16 protein-coding genes are annotated in these 18037 nt (G+C 68.3%); 7 read left to right on the top strand and 9 right to left on the bottom strand.

What is annotated here, in order from left to right; genetic code table 11:
- Positions 1 to 76 precede the first annotated feature (76 nt).
- Positions 77 to 961, bottom strand: coding sequence for an LOG family protein (locus B7L05_RS14675; protein WP_085811178.1), 885 nt, complete (start codon positions 959 to 961; stop codon positions 77 to 79).
- Positions 962 to 972: 11 nt separating this feature from the next.
- On the bottom strand, positions 973 to 1623 hold the full coding sequence (locus B7L05_RS14670; protein WP_307718269.1) for an extensin family protein: 651 nt from the start codon (positions 1621 to 1623) through the stop codon (positions 973 to 975).
- Between the two features lie 260 nt (positions 1624 to 1883).
- Here B7L05_RS14670 and B7L05_RS14665 point away from each other — a divergent pair, with 260 nt between their 5' ends.
- The 6 genes from B7L05_RS14665 to B7L05_RS14640 all read left to right on the top strand — a co-directional run bounded on the left by B7L05_RS14665 (position 1884) and on the right by B7L05_RS14640 (position 10307).
- Complete coding sequence (locus B7L05_RS14665) at positions 1884 to 3035, top strand: phosphoserine transaminase (RefSeq protein WP_085811029.1); 1152 nt, start codon at positions 1884 to 1886, stop codon at positions 3033 to 3035.
- 93 nt (positions 3036 to 3128) lie between these two features.
- On the top strand, positions 3129 to 4706 hold the full coding sequence (serA, locus tag B7L05_RS14660; protein WP_085811028.1) for a phosphoglycerate dehydrogenase: 1578 nt from the start codon (positions 3129 to 3131) through the stop codon (positions 4704 to 4706).
- Positions 4707 to 4815: 109 nt separating this feature from the next.
- The gene (locus B7L05_RS14655) at positions 4816 to 5835 is read left to right on the top strand and encodes a VacJ family lipoprotein (RefSeq protein ID WP_256926771.1); all 1020 of its coding nucleotides are present in this window, start codon (positions 4816 to 4818) and stop codon (positions 5833 to 5835) included.
- Positions 5836 to 5895: 60 nt separating this feature from the next.
- On the top strand, positions 5896 to 6999 hold the full coding sequence (locus B7L05_RS14650; protein WP_085811027.1) for an ATP phosphoribosyltransferase regulatory subunit: 1104 nt from the start codon (positions 5896 to 5898) through the stop codon (positions 6997 to 6999).
- A 112-nt stretch (positions 7000 to 7111) separates the two neighbouring features.
- Complete coding sequence (locus B7L05_RS14645; protein ID WP_085811026.1) at positions 7112 to 8401, top strand: adenylosuccinate synthase; 1290 nt, start codon at positions 7112 to 7114, stop codon at positions 8399 to 8401.
- A gap of 91 nt (positions 8402 to 8492) precedes the next feature.
- Positions 8493 to 10307, top strand: a complete 1815-nt coding sequence (locus tag B7L05_RS14640) for an acyclic terpene utilization AtuA family protein (protein WP_085811025.1) — start codon at positions 8493 to 8495, stop codon at positions 10305 to 10307.
- Positions 10308 to 10394: 87 nt separating this feature from the next.
- Here B7L05_RS14640 and rpoN read toward each other — a convergent pair whose 3' ends face one another.
- The 5 genes from rpoN to B7L05_RS14610 form a co-directional block, all read right to left on the bottom strand.
- The gene (gene rpoN, locus B7L05_RS14630) at positions 10395 to 11885 is read right to left on the bottom strand and encodes an RNA polymerase factor sigma-54 (RefSeq protein ID WP_085811024.1); all 1491 of its coding nucleotides are present in this window, start codon (positions 11883 to 11885) and stop codon (positions 10395 to 10397) included.
- A gap of 65 nt (positions 11886 to 11950) precedes the next feature.
- Positions 11951 to 12727 carry an LPS export ABC transporter ATP-binding protein gene (gene lptB / locus B7L05_RS14625; RefSeq protein ID WP_085811023.1) on the bottom strand — a complete coding sequence of 259 codons (777 nt, stop codon included), beginning with the start codon at positions 12725 to 12727 and terminating at the stop codon, positions 11951 to 11953.
- 99 nt (positions 12728 to 12826) lie between these two features.
- Complete coding sequence (locus tag B7L05_RS14620) at positions 12827 to 13360, bottom strand: LptA/OstA family protein (RefSeq protein ID WP_085811022.1); 534 nt, start codon at positions 13358 to 13360, stop codon at positions 12827 to 12829.
- A gap of 6 nt (positions 13361 to 13366) precedes the next feature.
- Positions 13367 to 14005: an LPS export ABC transporter periplasmic protein LptC gene (lptC, locus tag B7L05_RS14615; RefSeq protein ID WP_085811021.1), complete on the bottom strand. Its 639-nt coding sequence runs from the start codon at positions 14003 to 14005 to the stop codon at positions 13367 to 13369.
- On the bottom strand, positions 13998 to 14618 hold the full coding sequence (locus B7L05_RS14610; protein ID WP_085811020.1) for a ribonuclease D: 621 nt from the start codon (positions 14616 to 14618) through the stop codon (positions 13998 to 14000). Before B7L05_RS14610 ends, lptC begins: the two co-directional genes overlap by 8 nt.
- Before the next feature lie 287 nt (positions 14619 to 14905).
- Between B7L05_RS14610 and B7L05_RS17820 the strand changes: the two genes are divergently transcribed.
- Positions 14906 to 15736: a cold-shock protein gene (locus tag B7L05_RS17820; protein ID WP_085811019.1), complete on the top strand. Its 831-nt coding sequence runs from the start codon at positions 14906 to 14908 to the stop codon at positions 15734 to 15736.
- Between the two features lie 178 nt (positions 15737 to 15914).
- On the opposite strand, the gene B7L05_RS14600 is transcribed toward B7L05_RS17820, so the two are convergent.
- The gene (locus tag B7L05_RS14600; RefSeq protein ID WP_085811018.1) at positions 15915 to 16631 is read right to left on the bottom strand and encodes a DsbA family protein; all 717 of its coding nucleotides are present in this window, start codon (positions 16629 to 16631) and stop codon (positions 15915 to 15917) included.
- On the bottom strand, positions 16628 to 17986 hold the full coding sequence (locus B7L05_RS14595; protein WP_085811017.1) for a M48 family metalloprotease: 1359 nt from the start codon (positions 17984 to 17986) through the stop codon (positions 16628 to 16630). The genes B7L05_RS14600 and B7L05_RS14595 overlap by 4 nt, the downstream gene beginning before the upstream one ends.
- Between the last annotated feature and the right edge of the window lie 51 nt (positions 17987 to 18037).

Below are 18037 nucleotides of genomic sequence, written 5' to 3'. Positions count from 1 at the left end.
GAAAAGGGGGTCGGCTCGAAGTGAGCCGGCCCCCTTTTCGTTGCCTGGGCAAGGGGCGCGGGATCACGCCGGCGCATCACACCGGCGGCGCGGGATCCTTCTGCGCGCGTTCCTGGTAGAAACGCTGTACCACCGCCCAGCCCTCAGCGGCGGTCTCGACATAGGTGAAGATGTCGAGGTCGCGCTCCGACACCACGCCTTCCTCGACCAGCGCCTCGAAATTGATCACCCGCTCCCAGAATTCGCGGCCGAACAGCAGCACCGGGATCGGCGCCACCTTGCCCGTCTGGATCAGCGTCAGGAGTTCGAACAGTTCGTCGAACGTACCAAACCCGCCGGGGAAGGCGGCGAGCGCGCGGGCGCGCAGCAGGAAGTGCATCTTGCGCAGCGCGAAATAGTGGAACTGCATCGACAGCGACGGCGTCACGTACGGATTGGGCGCCTGCTCGTGCGGGAGGACGATGTTGAGCCCGATCGATTCGGCGTGCACGTCGGCCGCGCCGCGGTTCGCCGCCTCCATGATCGACGGGCCGCCGCCCGAGCACACGACGAAGTGGCGCTGCCCCTGCTCGTCGCGCGGGAAGTTGCTCGCAAGCCGCGCGAGTTCGCGCGCCATGTCGTAAAATTTCGACTTGGCGACCAGCCGCTCGGCGACGGGGCGATGCGCCTCGTCCGCCATGTCGAGCATCGCCTGCGCCTTGGCCGGTTCGGGAATGCGGGCCGAGCCGTAGAAGACAAAGGTGGAACCGATATGCGCTTCCTCGAGCAGCAGCTCTGTCTTGAGCAGCTCGAGCTGGAAGCGCACGGGGCGCAGATCCTCGCGCAGCAGGAAATCCATGTCCTGGAAGGCGAGCTTGTAGGCCGGGTTCTCGGTCTGGGGTGTGGAGATGCCGGTCTTTGCCGACTCGGCATCCTGGCGGGCTCGCGGAAAGACGCGGCTCGGTACTCTGGTCTCGGTCATTTCGGCAGCCATTAGCGGCAGAAATTCGCCTTGTCGTCCTCGAGATGCAGGTGGTCACGGTGTGCGGCATTGTAGTTCGGGCCGAGCACGGTGCCGAAGCGCCGGCATGCTGACGCGCTGACGACCGCGAGGAAGCGGCGCACATCGGGATCGGGCGAGTTCCAGTCGCGCAGCACGCTGATCCGCCGCCCGTCCTTGAGCTGGAACGCGCCGACGTCGATGGCATTGGCGATCGCATGCCCCGAACGCCGGCCAGTGCCCGCCACGTTGCGGCAGGCGTAGCTTCCCATGCTCTCGACCTTGGCAAGCTCGCTGCCGAGGATCTGATAGGCGGCTGGCGCGACCGCATTGCGTGCCCATTGCGCGTAGGTGCGCGCCTGGCCGCAGCGGACCGCGCCGAGATTGGTCGTCGGCACGCCGACGTCGAGCAGCTTCACCGTGCCGAGGATCGCGCAGCCCGGCCCGAACTGGCGATCGGGCAGCGGCTCGAAATCGACGCCGAGCGCGCGCAGGTCGCGCTGGCACATCGCGGTCTCGCGCGGCGACGGGCCGTCGACCTTCGCCGTCGTCGTTGCCGGCCGCGTCGTCGCCTTGCGCGGTGGTTCGGATCGGCCACAGGCGGCCAATGCCGTCAGCACGGCAAGCAGCATGACGGTACGCACCACAACCCCCGATCGCGCCGCACGACAATCGGCGCTGATGCTTCTTTCCCTGCGGCCGCCGCGAAGGGAAGCCGCGTGCGATCCGCGGCAGGGCAGATGGTGGCAGGAACCCGGCGGACGGTGATCACCGGCAGACGGCGCGTGCGGATGCGCGCAACCCTTGGCGGCGCAGACGGTTGTCACGCGACCAACGCACGTCTAGGGCCGTCGACGGGCCACGCGGTCCCAACGCCGCGCGTGCTCTCTGTGAGGAGAGTTATATGACTGATACGACGCTCGCCGACGCCACGATTGCGCCTGCGAAACCCGCGACCAAGCCGGTGCGCCCCTATTTCTCGTCGGGCCCGTGCGCCAAGCCGCCGGGCTGGGATGCCGCCAAGCTCGCCGATTCTTCGCTGGGCCGGTCGCACCGCTCCAAGATCGGCAAGCAGCGGCTGCAATATTGCATCGACCTGATGCGCGAGCTGCTCGCGCTTCCCGACACGCATCGCATCGGCATCGTCCCGGGCTCCGATACCGGCGCCTATGAAATGGCGATGTGGACGATGCTCGGCGCCCGCCCGGTCACCGCGCTCGCCTGGGAAAGCTTCGGCGAGGGCTGGGTGACCGATGCGGTCAAGCAGCTCAAGATCGATCCGACGGTGATCCGCGCCGATTACGGCCAGCTGCCCGATCTGGGCCAGGTCGATTGGTCGAACGACGTGCTGTTCACCTGGAACGGCACTACCAGCGGTGTGCGCGTGCCGGACGGTGACTGGATCGCGGACGGTCGCGAAGGACTCTCCTTCGCCGACGCAACCAGCGGCGTGTTCGCGTACGACCTGCCGTGGGACAAGATCGATGTCGCCACCTTCTCGTGGCAGAAGGTGCTGGGCGGGGAAGGCGCGCACGGCGTGCTGATCCTCGGGCCGCGCGCGGTCGAGCGGCTGGAGAGCTACACGCCGGCGTGGCCGCTTCCCAAGGTGTTCCGCCTCGTCTCCAAGGGCAAGCTCGCTGAAGGCGTGTTCAAGGGCGAGACGATCAATACTCCGTCGATGCTCGCGGTCGAGGACGCGATCTTCAGCCTGGAATGGGCGAAGTCGCTTGGCGAGCGCGGACTGATCGCGCGGTCTGACGCGAATGCCGCGGCGCTCGACGAGATCGTCGCCGCGCGCGACTGGCTCGGGCATCTCGCGACCGATCCCGCGTCGCGCTCGAAGACCAGCGTCTGCCTGACCGTCGATGCCGACGAAGCGGTGATCAAGAAGATGGTCTCGCTGCTCGAGGCGGAAGGCGCGGCCTATGATATCGGTGGCTATCGCGATGCGCCGCCGGGCTTGCGTATCTGGTGCGGCGCGACGGTCGACACCGCGGACATCGTCGCGCTCGGCCCATGGCTCGACTGGGCCTATGCGACGGCGAGGGCGGCCTGACCGCGCTTTTCCAAACGCAGAGCCTCCACATTCTAGTCGTCGACGAAGCTGCGCTTATCAGCGCGGATGACGGCCGTACCTAGGACAATACCCATGCCAAAAGTTCTCATCAGCGACAAAATGGATCCCAAGGCCGCGCAGATCTTTCGCGAGCGCGGCGTCGAGGTCGACGAGATCACCGGCAAGACGCCGGACGAGTTGAAGGCGATCATCAGCGGCTATGACGGGCTCGCGATCCGCAGCTCGACCAAGGTGACGAAGGACATCCTCGACGCCGCGACCAACCTCAAGGTCGTCGGGCGTGCGGGCATCGGCGTCGACAACGTCGACATCCCGGCCGCTTCCGCCAAGGGCGTGGTGGTGATGAACACGCCGTTCGGCAATTCGATCACCACCGCCGAGCATGCGATCGCGCTGATGTTCGCGCTCGCCCGCCAGTTGCCCGAGGCTGACGCCTCGACGCAGGCGGGCAAGTGGGAGAAGAACCGCTTCATGGGCGTCGAGCTGACCAGCAAGACGCTGGGGCTGATCGGCGCGGGCAACATCGGCTCGATCGTCGCCGATCGCGCCCGTGGACTGAAGATGAAGGTCGTCGCGTTCGATCCGTTCCTCACCGAGGATCGCGCGATCGAGCTTGGCGTCGAGAAGGTGACGCTCGACGACCTGCTGGCGCGCGCCGACTTCATCACGTTGCACACGCCGCTGACCGATCAGACTCGCAACATTCTGTCGGCGGAGAACCTCGCCAAGACCAAGCAGGGCGTGCGCATCATCAACTGCGCGCGCGGCGGGCTGATCGATGAGGTGGCGCTGAAGCAGGGGCTCGACAGCGGGCATATCGGCGGCGCGGCGCTCGACGTCTTCGTCACCGAGCCGGCGAAGGAGAGCCCGCTGTTCGGCACGCCGAACTTCGTCTCGACGCCGCACCTTGGCGCATCGACCACCGAGGCGCAGGTCAACGTCGCGATCCAGGTCGCCGAGCAGATGGCGGACTATCTCGTCTCGGGCGGCGTCACCAATGCGCTCAACATGCCGAGCCTCAGCGCCGAGGAGGCGCCGAAACTGAAGCCCTATATGGGGCTCGCCGAGAAGCTCGGCAGCCTCGTCGGCCAACTGGCGCACGGGGCGATCGATCGCGTGTCGATCCACCGCGAGGGTGCAGCGGCGGAGCTCAATCCCAAACCGCTGACGAGCGCAGTGCTGAAGGGGTTCCTGGGCACGCAGACCGACACGGTGAACATGGTCAACGCGCCCGTGCTCGCGCGCGATCGCGGAACGGAAGTGCGCGAGATCCGAACCGAGCGGGCCGGCGATTATCACACGCTGCTGCGCGTGTCGGTGCGCACCGCCGACGGCGAACGCTCGGTCGCGGGCACGCTGTTCGGTGACGAGGCGCCGCGGCTGGTGGAGCTGTTCGGCATCAAGGTGGAGGCCGACCTCAGCGGCGCGATGCTCTACGTCGTCAACGAGGACGCACCGGGCTTCATCGGCCGGCTGGGCACGACGCTGGGCGAGGCGGGGGTCAATATCGGCACCTTCCACCTCGGCCGGCGACAGGCGGGCGGCGAGGCGGTGTTGCTGCTCAGCGTCGACGAGCCGGTGACGCCCGAGCTGCTCGCGACTGTGAAGGCGCTGCCGGGCGTCAAGACCGCGATGGGGCTGCGCTTCTGACCGACGCGGCAGGGCAGGCGATGCACGACTTAACGGTTGTCATCGCCCGTCCGACCCGCCACGGTCCCGCTCCATCGCGAAGGTGGAACGGAACCGCCGGGGACTGAATGTGAGTGCGTTGATCTTTGCCGGGGCGCTGCTCGTCGCGCCGCCGCTCGCGCAGCCGGCGCTGCCGCTCGGCATTGACATCACCCATCTGGCCGACGTCACCGCGCTCGCCGATGTTCCGATCCACGCCGATCTGCCGGCGATCATGCCGGCCGCCGATTTCGTTCCAGGCGAGATCGCGCCGCGGGCCGATGCGATTGCTCCCGTCGCCGCGCAGACCCCGCCGGCATCGCCCCAGCCAGCACAGGACATCGTCGTCACCGGGCGCGGCGCGTGGGAGGCGCCCGATCCCTTCGCCGACGTCAACACCGTTGCGTTCGAGGCGACGATGGCGGTCGACAGCGCGATCGTCGCGCCGCTCGCGCGCACCTACAAGAGCATCCTGCCCAAGCCGGTGCGCGACGGCATCCATAATTTCCTCTACAATCTTCGCGAGCCGGTGGTGGCGCTCAACTTCGCGCTGCAGCTCAAGATCGGGCGCGCGCTGGAAACGGTCGGGCGGTTTGCCATCAACACCACGATCGGCATCGCCGGCCTGTTCGACATGGCGAAGCGCAAGCCGTTCCGCGCGAAGCGGCGCAGTAACGGCTTCGCCAACACCTTCGGCTTCTACGGCATCAAGTCGGGGCCGTTCCTGTTCCTGCCGATCGTCGGCCCGACGACGCCGCGCGACCTGATCGGCGGCGCGCTCGACCGGCTGCTGTTCCCGTTCGTCTATGGCTCACGCATTACGCAGCCCGAATATGCCGTGCCGTTCGCGGTGCTCGGCGCGCTCGATCACCGCGCGGAGTTCGACGATACGCTGAAGCAACTGCACGACGGCCAGTCCGATCCCTATGCTCGGTCGCGCGACTTCTACCTCCAGCGTCGGCAGAACGAGATCGACGAGCTGAAGGGCAAGGCACCGAGGAACTCGAGCCCGATGTCGGAAGCGCCGACCGCACCGATCGTGGTGCGCGAACGCTCCGGCACGACGCTTGAGGACGCGCCCGCCACCCCCGAGGCCGTGCCGCCGCGCTGACGGCGTAGCACCTTGCTGGCGCGGCTTTCCCCGATCCGGCTCTCCGGGTAGAGGCGCCGCATGACCCGTACCAGCCTGCTGCCCGAAGGTTTCCGCGACTCCCTGCCGCCGCACGCCGATGGAGCCGCGGCGGTGGAGGCGCATGTCCTCGGCGTGGCGCACGGCTACGGCTATGAGCGCGTCGATCCGCCGCTCGCCGAGTTTGCCGACGGGCTCGCGTCGCGGTTGAAGGACGGCGGGCTGTTCGATGCGGTGCGCTTCGTCGATCCGGTCAGCCAGCGGACGATGGCAATCCGCCCCGACATCACCGCGCAGATTGCGCGGATCGCGGCGACGCGCATGGCGCACCATCCGCGCCCCGTCCGGCTCAGCTACGCCGGATCGGTGCTGAAGCTGCGCGGCGGCGCTCTGCAGCCCGAGCGCGAAACGCGCCAGATTGGGTGCGAGCTGATCGGGCTCGATACCGTGGCGGCGGCACGCGAGGTGGTGACGGTTGCGGTGGAGGCGCTCGCCGCGGCGGGCGCGCAAGGCGTCTCACTCGATTTCACGCTGCCCGATCTGGTGCCGACGCTGGCCGCCGGCGCGCTGCCAATTGACGATGTCGAACGACTGCGCGACCGGCTTGATGCGAAGGACGCGGGCGCGGTGGCACAGATCGCCCCCGCCTATCTGCCGCTGATCGAGGCCGCGGGCCCGTTCGACAGCGCGATCGGCCGGCTGCGGCAATTCGACGTGGCGGGCGTGCTGGCCTCACGGCTCGACGCGCTGGAGGCGATCGCTGCCGCTGTCGGCGACCGGGCGACGCTGACGCTCGACCCGACCGAGCGGCACGGGTTCGAATATCAGACGTGGCTCGGCTTCTCGCTGTTCGCGGAAGGATCGCCGCGCGAGGTTGGGCGCGGCGGCACCTACACGCTGATGCATGAGGGCGGGGCGGAGGAGGTGGCGACGGGCTTCTCGCTGTACGCCGCGTCGATCGCTGGCGCCTATGCCGGTGCGCGCCGCCGGCTGTTTCTGCCCGCCGGCACCCCGCCCAAGATCGGGGCGGAACTGCGCAGCGCGGGATGGGTGACGGTCGCCGCGCTCGAGCCGGGCGACACGCCCGAGGCGCAATTGTGCACCCACGTCTTTGCCGGCGGCGAGGCGCGGCCGCTCGGCGGTTGACAGTGCGCGGCTCGCGCCGCTACCGGCGCGGCGCACATTCCAGCCATCCCCCACGTGCCGAGTCCTGTCGAAGGGCGCGCGGGGTCATTCCGGCAGGGGAGCAACCGTATCCATGGCGAACGTAGCGGTGATCGGCGCCCAGTGGGGCGACGAGGGCAAGGGCAAGATCGTCGACTGGCTGGCCGAGCGCGCCGACATGGTGGTGCGCTTCCAGGGCGGCCACAATGCCGGGCACACGCTGGTCGTCGGCGAGAACGTCTACAAGCTGTCGCTGCTGCCGTCGGGAATCGTGCGCGGCACGCCGTCCGTAATCGGCAATGGCGTTGTGCTCGATCCCTGGGCGCTGCGCGACGAGGTGGCGAAGCTGGGCGAGCAGGGCATCGCGATCACGCCCGATACGCTGCGCATCGCCGATAATTGCGCGCTGATCCTGCCGTTCCACCGCGATCTCGACGGGCTGCGCGAGGATGCGAGCGGCGCGGGCAAGATCGGCACCACGCGGCGCGGCATCGGCCCGGCATATGAGGACAAGGTGGGTCGCCGCGCGATCCGCGTCTGCGATCTGGCGCATCTCGATGATCTCGCGCCGCAACTCGACCGGCTGACCGCGCATCACGATGCGCTGCGCGCGGGGTTCGGCGAACCGCCGATCGATCGCGACCGGCTGATCGCCGACCTGCGCGAGATCGCCGATTTCGTGCTGTCGTTCGCCAAGCCGGTGTGGCGCGATCTGAACGAAGCGCGCGCGCGCGGCCGCCGCATCCTGTTCGAGGGCGCGCAGGGCGTTCTGCTCGACATCGATCACGGCACCTATCCGTTCGTCACGTCGTCGAACACGATTGCCGGCACGGCCGCGGGCGGTTCCGGGCTGGGGCCGGGCGCGGTCGGCTTCGTGCTCGGCATCGCCAAGGCCTATACGACGCGCGTCGGATCGGGCCCGTTCCCAACCGAGCTCGACGACGAGACGGGCGAGCGGCTCGGCACGCGCGGGCGCGAGTTCGGCACGGTGACGGGGCGAAAGCGCCGCTGCGGCTGGTTCGACGCCGTCCTGGTGCGCAAGGCGGCGGCGGTGAGCGGGATCACCGGCATCGCGCTGACCAAGCTGGACGTGCTCGACGGGTTCGAAGAGATCGCGATCTGCACCGGCTACACGCTGCACGGGCAAACGATCGACTATTTTCCGTCGCACGCGGCCGATCAGGCGGCAGTGCGCCCGGTGTACGAGACGATAGACGGATGGTCACAGTCGACTGCTGGCGCGCGCAGCTGGGCCGATCTGCCAGCGCAGGCGATCAAGTACATCCGCCGCATCGAGGAGTTGATCAACTGCCCCGTCGCGCTGGTGTCGACCAGCCCGGAACGCGAGGACACGATTCTGGTGCGCGACCCGTTCGCCGACTGATCCGCGCGAGCCCCGCTGCTCGATGCGGCGGGCGATCTTGCCTGACGGGCCAAATCCTGTAGCCGTTCCCGTAAGATAAAGCGGGAGAGGCATGATGGCGAAGATCGTCCGCATCGGCGGCGCAGGGGGTTTCCTGGGCGACAGTTCGGTGGCCGCGCCGCAACTGCTCGCCGGCGGCGGGCTCGATTACATGATCCTCGACTATCTCGCCGAGGCGACGATGGCACCGCTCGGCCAGCTCAAGCGGGCGCGTCCCGATCAGGGCTATGCGCGCGATTTCACCGAATGGGTGTGGAAGGACAATCTGCGCGAGTTCAAGGCACAGGGAGTGCGCGTCGTCACCAACGCCGGCGGCGTGAACCCGGCCGCCTGCCGCGCGCGGATGGAGGAGATCGCGGCCGAGGCGGGCGTCAGCTTTCGCATCGCGATCGTCACCGGCGACGATCTGCTCGATCGGGTGCCGGCCTTCGCCGCCGAAGGCACGCCCGAGATGTTCGCCGGCACGCGCTTTCCCGATCCGTCAAAGGTGTGGACCGCCAATGCCTATCTCGGCGGCGGCCCGATCGCGGCGGCGCTTGCCGCGGGGGCCGACGTCGTCATCACCGGCCGCGTGGTCGACAGCGCGCTGACGCTCGGGCCGCTGATCCATGAGTTCGGCTGGAGTGCGGACGATCATGACCGGCTGTCGGCAGGATCGCTCGCCGGGCATGTGATCGAATGCGGCGCGCAGGCGACGGGCGGGCTGTTCACTGACTGGGAGAAGGTGCCCGACTGGGCACATATCGGCTATCCGGTGATCGAATGCCACGCCGACGGCGATTTCGTCGTTACCAAGCCGGCCGGTACCGGTGGGCTGGTATCGGTCGCCGCGGTGTCCGAGCAAATACTCTACGAGGTGGGCGATCCGCAGGGTTACGCGCTGCCCGACGTGGTGTGCGACTTCACGCAGCTGCGCGTCACGCAGGACGGCGAGCACCGCGTGCGTGTGTCGAACGCCAAGGGCTATCCGCCGAGCGGCAACCTCAAGACATGCGTCACCTACGAGAACGGTTTCCGCTTCATCGGCATCATGCCCGTCGTCGGCCGGGATGCGGCGCGCAAGGCCGCGGCGCAGGCGCAGGCGGTGATCACCCGCGTCAACGAGATGCTGCGCGATCGCAACTTGCCGCCGCTGCGCGACACCCGCGTCGAATTGCTGGGAACCGAGGCAAGCTACGGCGCGCAGGCCAATCCGGCGCTGGCGGCGACGCGCGAGGTGATCGCGCGGATCGGCGCCGAGCACGACGACGAGGCCGCACTTGGCATCATGATGCGCGAGTTTGATTCGCCGACCACATCGATGAGCGTCGGTTCGACCGGATGGTTCGGCGCGCGGCCGACGATCTCGCCGGTATCGCAAGTATTCTCGTTCCTAGTCGACGGCGGATCGGTCGATGCATCGGTTGCGATCGGCGGCGAGACGATCGCAGTGATCAATCCGGCGCCGGCGACACCCTTCGCGGACGCGATGGTCGAGCGTCCGTCGGTGGGCGAGGCGCCGGTTGGTGACGGCGACGACGATCTGGTCGAGGTTGCGCTGATCGACGTCGCCTGGGCGCGATCGGGCGACAAGGGCGACGCGTTCAACGTCGGGGTGATCGCGCGTCGGCCCGATCTGCTGCCGTGGATCCGCGCCGCGCTGACTGAGGAAGCGGTGAAGGCGTTCTTCGCGCACGAATTCGAAGGGGCCGCGCATCCCGAAGTCCGGCGCTACGAATTACCGGGCATGAACGCGATCAATCTCCACTGTATCCAGTCGCTCGGCGGGGGGCAGTTCGCCAGCCTCAGGCTCGATCCGCTGGCGAAGGGCAAGGGGCAGCAGCTGCTCGACATGAAGCTGAAGGTGCCGCGCCGGCTGGCCGCCTGACGCGGGGGGGGGGGGGGGGGCCCCCAACCCGCCCCGGGGCCNNGGCGGGGGGGCGCCGCCGGGGGGGGGGGGGGGGGGGGGGATCGCCTAACCGGCCAGCGCGCGTTGCCGGCGCCGCTGCACCGAGCTGCCGATCCCCATCGCCTCACGATATTTCGCCACCGTGCGCCGCGCGATGTCGAAGCCTTTGGCATTGAGCAGCTCGACGATCGTGTCGTCGCTCAGCACCTTCGCGCCCTCGTTCGCGATCAGTGCCTTGATCGCGCTCTTCACTGCCTCCGCGGACACCGCGTCGCCGCCGTCGGCCGCCTGGATCGCCGAGGTGAAGAAGTATTTGAGCTCGAACAGGCCGCGCGCGCAGCTCAGGTATTTGTTCGACGTCACGCGGCTGACCGTCGATTCGTGCATCTCGATCGCGTCGGCGACCTGGCGCAGCGTCAGCGGGCGCAGGTGCGCGACGCCCTTCAGGAAGAACGCCTCCTGCTGGCGCACGATCTCGGTCGCGACGCGGATGATCGTCTTCTGCCGCTGGTCAAGCGCCTTCACCAGCCAGTTGGCGCTCGCCAGCATGTCGCCGAGCCACGCCTTCGATGCCTTGTCCTGCGGCGCGGCCGACAGCTCGGCGTGATAGCGGCGGTTGACGAGCACGCGCGGCAGCGACGCGGCGTCGAGCTCCACCACCCAGCCGGCCGCGGTGCGGCGCACGTGGAGATCGGGGGTCACCGACTGCGCCGGCTCACCACCGTAGCGGCAGCCCGGCTTTGGGTCGTAGCCGCGCAGCTCGCGGATCATGTCCGCCATGTCCTCGTCGTCGACCTGGCAGAGCCGCTTGAGCCGCGGCAGATCGCCGCGCGCGACGAGATCGAGATTGTCGATCAGCCGCGCCATGCACGGATCGTAGCGATCCGCCTCCTTCGCCTGGAGCGCGATGCATTCGGCAAGGTCGCGCGCGCCGACGCCGGTCGGATCAAACGTCTGGATCACGCCCAGCACCTGTTCGATCAGTGCGAGCGGAACGCCGAGCCGCGTCGCCACGTCGAGCAGATTGGCGGTGAGGTAGCCGGCCTCATCAATCAGATCGATAAGGTGCTGCGCGACGAACAGATCGCCGCCGGCAAGCGCCTCGCCCGCTTGGCGCAGCAGATGGTCGGCCAAGGACAGGTCGGCGCTAGCCATTGCGTCGAAATCTGGGCCGTCCGCGCTGGCCGTCCCGCTCGCACCGTCGAGGCCGAGACCGTCGCCCGCCGCGCGCTCGCTTCCTACTGTGTCGCCTGGGCCGTCATCGAACCGCTCGGCAGCGATATCGACGTCGAGTGTCTCGCCTGCAGCCTCTCCGGCGATGACGAGTTCGTCCGCGGGCGCAGGCTCGTCGCGCTCGACAAGCGTGTCGCGCTCGGCCACCGGGCCATCATCGTCGGCGGGGGCGCCCTCGAGCAGCGGGTTCTTCTCGATCTCCTCGGCGATGACGCTCTCGATCTCAAGGTTCGACAGCGCGAGCAGCTTGATCGCCTGCTGCAGCTGCGGCGTCATCACCAGCGACTGCGACTGGCGCAGATCGAGGCGCGGGGCGAGGCTCACGCGCGCGAAGCCCGCGACACGACGCGATCAGGCGCGGGGGACGGGGCGGGGAGCGCACCCATCGGTCAGAGCGAGAAGCCCTCGCCGAGATATAGCCGGCGCACGTTAGGATCGGCGACGAGATCGTTCGGCGCGCCGCTGAACAGCACGCGGCCATCGTAGATAATGTAGCCGCGATCGACGATCTCGAGCGTTTCGCGCACGTTGTGATCGGTGATGAGCACGCCGATGCCGCGGCGCTTCAGGTCCTTCACCAGATCGCGGATGTCGGCGATCGATAAGGGATCGATGCCCGCGAACGGCTCGTCGAGGAGGATGATCGAGGGATCGGCGGCGAGCGCGCGCGCGATCTCCGCGCGCCGCCGCTCGCCGCCCGACAGCGCCATCGCCGGCGCATCGCGCAGCCGCGTGAGGCCAAATTCGTCGAGCAGCCTATTGAGCTTCGTCTGCCGCGCCGCCTTGTCGGGTTCGGACAGTTCGAGCACCGTCAGGATGTTCTTCTCGATCGTCAGCCCGCGGAAGATCGACGTTTCCTGCGGCAGATAGCCGAGCCCGAGGATCGCGCGGCGGTACATCGGTAGCCCGGTGATATCCTCGCCGTCGAGCATGATGCGGCCGGCATCGGGCTTCACCAGCCCCATCACCGAGTAGAAGCAGGTCGTCTTGCCCGCGCCGTTGGGGCCGAGCAGCCCGACCACCTCGCCGCGCCCGACCGAGACCGAGACGTCGCTGAGCACGATGCGCTTGTCGTACGACTTGGCGATCGACACGACCTGCAGGCCGCCCGTCACCGGCGCCTCGCGAACCGGGTTCGCCCGATCGAGCGGCATCACTTCGTCCATCGCCTGTATCAATCCCGTACGTGCGATCGGGCGGTCAGCCCGCTACCGATTGGCAGGATTCATGCATGAGGAGCGTGCGCGGGGGAAGCCCCCTTGCGATCAATTGCGTTTGGGCACCGAGAAGGTACCCGTCACGCGGCCAGACGGCGCGGTCGTCACGGCGCCGCCGGGGGCGGTCGCACTGCCGCCACCGCGCACCGACGAACCGTCGATCACCGCCTTGCCGTTATCGAGGTTGATCGTCAGCCGGCCGCCGTTCACCGTGTTGCCTGCCTGCGTCAGCGTGACGCCGCCGACCATCGTGATGACGCGTCGGTTGAGATCGTACACCGCATATTGGCTGCGCGCCGTTTGATCGGGACGCCGCACGATCACGCTCCCTGCCGCGTCGAGCCGCGAGACCTGCGGACTGCCGCCGACGACCTGGCCGGTATAACTCACCGTCATGCGCGCGGCGTTCAGAGACATTTCCGCCTGCCGCACCGCGACATTGCCCGACAGGACGGCGCGGTTCGCGCGGTCCTGCAGCTCGATCGTGTCCGCGCCGAAATCAATCGGGGCGGCGGAATTGTGACGCGTCTGTGCGCCAGCGCCGGTGGCGAGCAGAAGCAGGAGGAGCGACGCGCGTTTCATGGCGCGCTATCTCGTCGCTCGCGGGTTCACGCGCAAGCGGGCATTGCCGCGCAACGTCACAGTTCGCGATTCGAGGTCGGCGTCGAGCCGGTCGGCGCTGAACGTCCCTTGCGACACAGTACCCGTCACTGCGCCGCCCGACTGCATGCGGCGCGTCTTGAGATCGACGGTCGCATCGTTGGTGTCGAGCGAATAGCCATCCGGCCCGCGAAACGCGATCGGCCCGTCGACCGCGACGCGCTCGCTGCGCATGTCGTAGCGACCCTTGGGCGCGGTAAGCGTCGCCGGGCCGTCCTGCAGCCGGATCTGCGCGGCTAGCGCGTTCAGCTGCACGATCGGTTCGGCCGAGCTCTTCTGCAGCGCCGACCCCGCGTTGAGCACGAACGGCTGCCCCTTGGCATCGGCGCCGCGATATTGCGCGCGCTGGATCTTGAGCCGCTCCTTCGCGACTTCGACCTTGTTCTTGTCGAGCACGAACGAGACATCGCCGCCGGTCGTCAGCGGCGCCATGACGAGGAACGCCGCGAGGACGCCGATCAGCACCGGCAGCAGCCAGTGCGTGATGGCGATCAGCCGATCATGCCGGCTGCCCGGCGCGGCCCAGCGCTGGCGCTTGGTCCGTTCGCGAAGCGCAATCTCAGACATGCGCGAAGATGTCGGCCTCCGGCCAGCCGGCGAGATCGAGCTCGGCGCGGTGCGGCAGGAAATCGAAACAGGCCTGCGCGAGCGCCGTACGCCCCTCGCGCGCGAGGCGCCGGTCAAGCTCGTCGCGCAGGCGGTGGAGGAAGCGCACGTCGGACGCGGCGTAATCGCGCTGCGCCTCGCTCAGTACCGGGCCGCCCCAGTCGGACGATTGCTGCTGTTTCGAGATGTCCTGCCCCAGGAGTTCGCGCACCAGTTCCTTCAGTCCGTGGCGATCGGTATAGGTGCGCACCAGCCGCGAGGCGATCTTTGTGCAATAGACCGGCGCGGCGACGATCCCCATATAATGACGGATAGCGGCGATATCGAAACGACCGAAATGATAGAGCTTGAGCCGCGCCGGATCGGCGAGCGCGGCGCGCAGGTTCGGCGCCGCATAATCCGAGCCCGGATTGAAGCGGACCAGATGCTCGTCGCCGAGCCCGTCCGAGATTTGAACCAGGCACAGCCGATCGCGCGGGGTGATGAGCCCCATCGTCTCGGTATCTACCGCGAGCGGGGCGCCGGGTGCGAAGACGTCACCGGGCAGATCTTCTTCGTGGAAATGAACGGCCATGGCGTGCCCTAGCGTGCGGGCGCGGCGGGCTCAACCGGCTCCGAGCGCCGGAAAGCGACGGTTTTCGGCCCATGACATGCGACGGATTGTGCTTTCAGCGCGACAGTTGCGCAATCAACCGCCCGTTTCACTTGCAAATCGCGACGATTCCGTTCGCGACGCGCGACGCGATGCGCTATGACGAGTCGTGTGGCGCATTGGCTTTGGCGCTGCGAAGACTTGCGCAGGCCGTCCAGCGCGCAAGCCTTGAACGATCGGCGGGCGGAGCGGGAAGACGAACAGGGTTTATGAGTTACGACAAAGGTGGCCGCGGCAATCGTGGCGGACGCGGACGCGACAAACGCGATGATTTCGGTGGCGGCGACTTCGGCGGCGGCGGCGACTTCGGTGGTGGTGGCTTCGGCGGCGGCGGTTTCGGCGGCGGCGGCTTTGGCGGCGGTGACCGTGGCGGCTTCGGTGGCGGCGGCGGGTTCCGTGGCGGCGGTGGCGGCTTCGGCGGCGGCGGCGGCGGTGGTTTCCGCGGCGGCGGCGGTGGTGGCGGCTTTGGCGGTGGCAACCGCATGCCCCCGCAGGTCGTCGGTGAGGGTACCGGCGTCGTCAAGTTCTTCAACGCGCAGAAGGGTTTCGGCTTCGTCGTTCGCGATGACGGCGGCGAGGACGTGTTCGTCCACATCTCGGCGGTCGAGCAGGCCGGCCTAACCGCGCTTGCCGAAGGGCAGCCGCTCGGCTTCACGCTGGTCGATCGCGGTGGCCGGATCTCGGCAACCGACCTCAAGATCGAGGGCGAGCCGCTCCCCGTCACCGACCGCGGCCCGCCGCGTGACGGCGGCTTCGGCGGCGGCGATCGCGGCCCGCGTGCTGGCGGCGCCGGTGGTGCCGGCGGCCCGCAGCGTCAGTTGACCGGTGAGAAGGCGACCGGCACGGTCAAGTTCTTCAACGCGATGAAGGGCTTCGGCTTCATTCAGCGCGACGACGGCCAGCCCGATGCGTTCGTTCACATTTCCGCTGTCGAGCGCGCGGGCATGTCGAGCCTCAACGAGGGCGATCGCTTGACCTTCGAGATCGAGGTCGATCGGCGTGGCAAGTACGCAGCGGTGAACCTCGCCTCGGGCAGCTAACCGCTCCCACGATTGCCGAATAGAAAAGGGCCGTCCGGGCAGCCGGGCGGCCCTTTTGCTATGGTGGCCTTCTGCGCGGTCGGTTCGTGGCGGAATGATGAGCGAGGGCGGTACGCCATCGCCGGCGACGTGGGTTTGCTCGGGGGTGCAGTGCACGCCCGGCCAGACTAACGGGCTGTTACCGCACGCGGGCGGCGGCGATCGCTTCCTTCAGCTTGTCGAATGGCTGTGCGCCGGAAAGGACGCGGTCGCCAACCACCCAGGTCGGCGTGCCGGTGATGCCCAGCTTCGCGGCAAGCGCTAGATTGGCGGCGATTTCGGTGTCCGCATCGTCAGGTAGGCGCGACGCGTCGACGCCGGTGCGACGCGCGGTATCCGCGATCGTCGCCGCGCTTACCGGGCCGGCGGCGTAGAGCGCCTCGTGGAAAGCGGGGAACTTGTTCTGTGCCGCGGCGGCGAGCGACGCGCGCGCGGCATCGCGGCTCTCCTCAGCCAGGATCGGCAGTTCGCGGAACACGACGCGTAGCTGCGGATCGGCCGCGATCAGCTGGCGGATGACCGGCAGGCTGGCGCGGCAGTAGCCGCAATTATAGTCGAAGAACTCAACCAGCGTCACGTCGCCGTTGGGATTGCCCATCACCGCGCCGCGATACGGCGTCTCGATCTTCGCGCGATCGCCGCCGATGGCACGCGCACTCTCGCGTTCCTGCAGCTTCTGCATCGCCTGCGGGATGAGTTCGGGGTTGGCGAGAACATAGTCGCGCACGATCCGCTCGACGCGCGTCCTGTCCGCTGGGCCAAGATCGCCGGGCGCGGCGCGTTCGGCGATCCACACCCCCGCGGCGCCGAACAGCGCGCCGAGCAGAACGAGGCCGAGAAGAGCGATCCTGCTCATCGCCGTTTGCGCTTACTGCCAAGTTCGTTCTGCGACGTCATCGCGATATCCTGTGCCCGGATCCAGTCGGGCGTGTTCTGCGGAATGCCCGCCATCGCGTTGCGCGCGCTCATGGCTGCGGTGCTCGCATCGCCCATCATGCTCGCGCGCTCCGCGGTGGCGAGTGCCGCCCGCGCGCTGTCGCCGGTCATCTCGTAGACGGTGCCGAGCTGCTGCCAGGCGAAGGGGTTCTGATCGTCGCGCGCCACTGCGGTGCGCAGCACCTGCCGCGCCTCCGCCAGGTTCGCCTTGTCCTCGGTCGCGATTAGCGCGTGGCCGAAGGTCGTCGCGATCAGCGGATTGTTGCGCGATCCGGCGGTGGCAGTGCGCAGCGGCTCGAGCGCCTCGCGCGGCTTGCCGGCCTCGAGCAGGATCTGCCCTTCGATCTCGAGGAAATAGGGGTCGTCGGGCTTGGCCTTGACGAGCGCCGCGGCCTCGACGTCGGCCTTTTGCGGATAACCGCTGCGGTGATAGGCGTAGGCGCGCGCGTAATGCGCGTAGATCGACTGGTTGCTCTCGGGATATTTCTGAAGCGCCTGCGCGGGCGGCAGCAAATATCCGTCGAGCTTCGCCTGCACGCGGCGGAAGCGCTCTTCCCACTCTGCATTGAGCGGCTTGTTCCAAGCCGGCGAGGATTGCAGCGTTTCCGAGATCGCGGCGACGCGCTCCGACGACACCGGGTGATCGAGCATGAATTCGACCTTGCGGGTGATGCCGTAGCGATATTCCATTTGCTGCATCGTCTTGAAGAAATTGACATACCCCTTGCCGCTGATGCCGGCCGCGTTGAGATATTTCGCGCCGGCAGCGTCGGTCGACGCTTCCTGCTGGCGCGAGAAGGCGAGATATTTGCCTATCGCCGCCTGCTGTCCCGCCGCGAGGAGGCCCGCGCCCGCCTCGCCCGCGCCAGCCGCCATCGCGGCGATGCCGAGCACGACCGAGAGGAGGGTGATGCCGGTCGCTTCCTGGAAGCCGCGGCCCGAGAGCGACACGTGGCCGCCCGTGATGTGGCCGAGCTCGTGCGCGATCACGCCCTGCACCTCGTTGGCGGTCTTCGCCGCCTGCAGCGTGCCCGAGTGGACGTAGACGATCTGCCCACCCGCGACGAAGGCGTTGATCGACCCATCGTTGACCAGCACGACCTTCACGTCGCGCGGGCTGAGCCCCGCCGCGGTGATGAGCGGCGCGGTCATGTCGGCGAGCAGCGCCTCGGTCTCGGCGTCGCGCAGGATCGATTGAGCCTGCGCCGGCTGTGCCCACACCAAGCCCGCGAGCGCGACGCCGACGATGCGGCGCGTGAGGCGCGGCACCGTCATGCGTCCGAACGGGGAGGGTGGGTGAAGGGGACGGTCATGCGCCGGGTTCAG

The organism is Sphingomonas sp. TZW2008 (genome assembly GCF_002117915.1).
Classification (GTDB): Bacteria; Pseudomonadota; Alphaproteobacteria; order Sphingomonadales; family Sphingomonadaceae; genus Sphingomonas.
The sequence above is the reverse complement of the archived record's forward strand: the minus strand, read 5'-3'. Positions and strand labels throughout refer to the sequence as shown.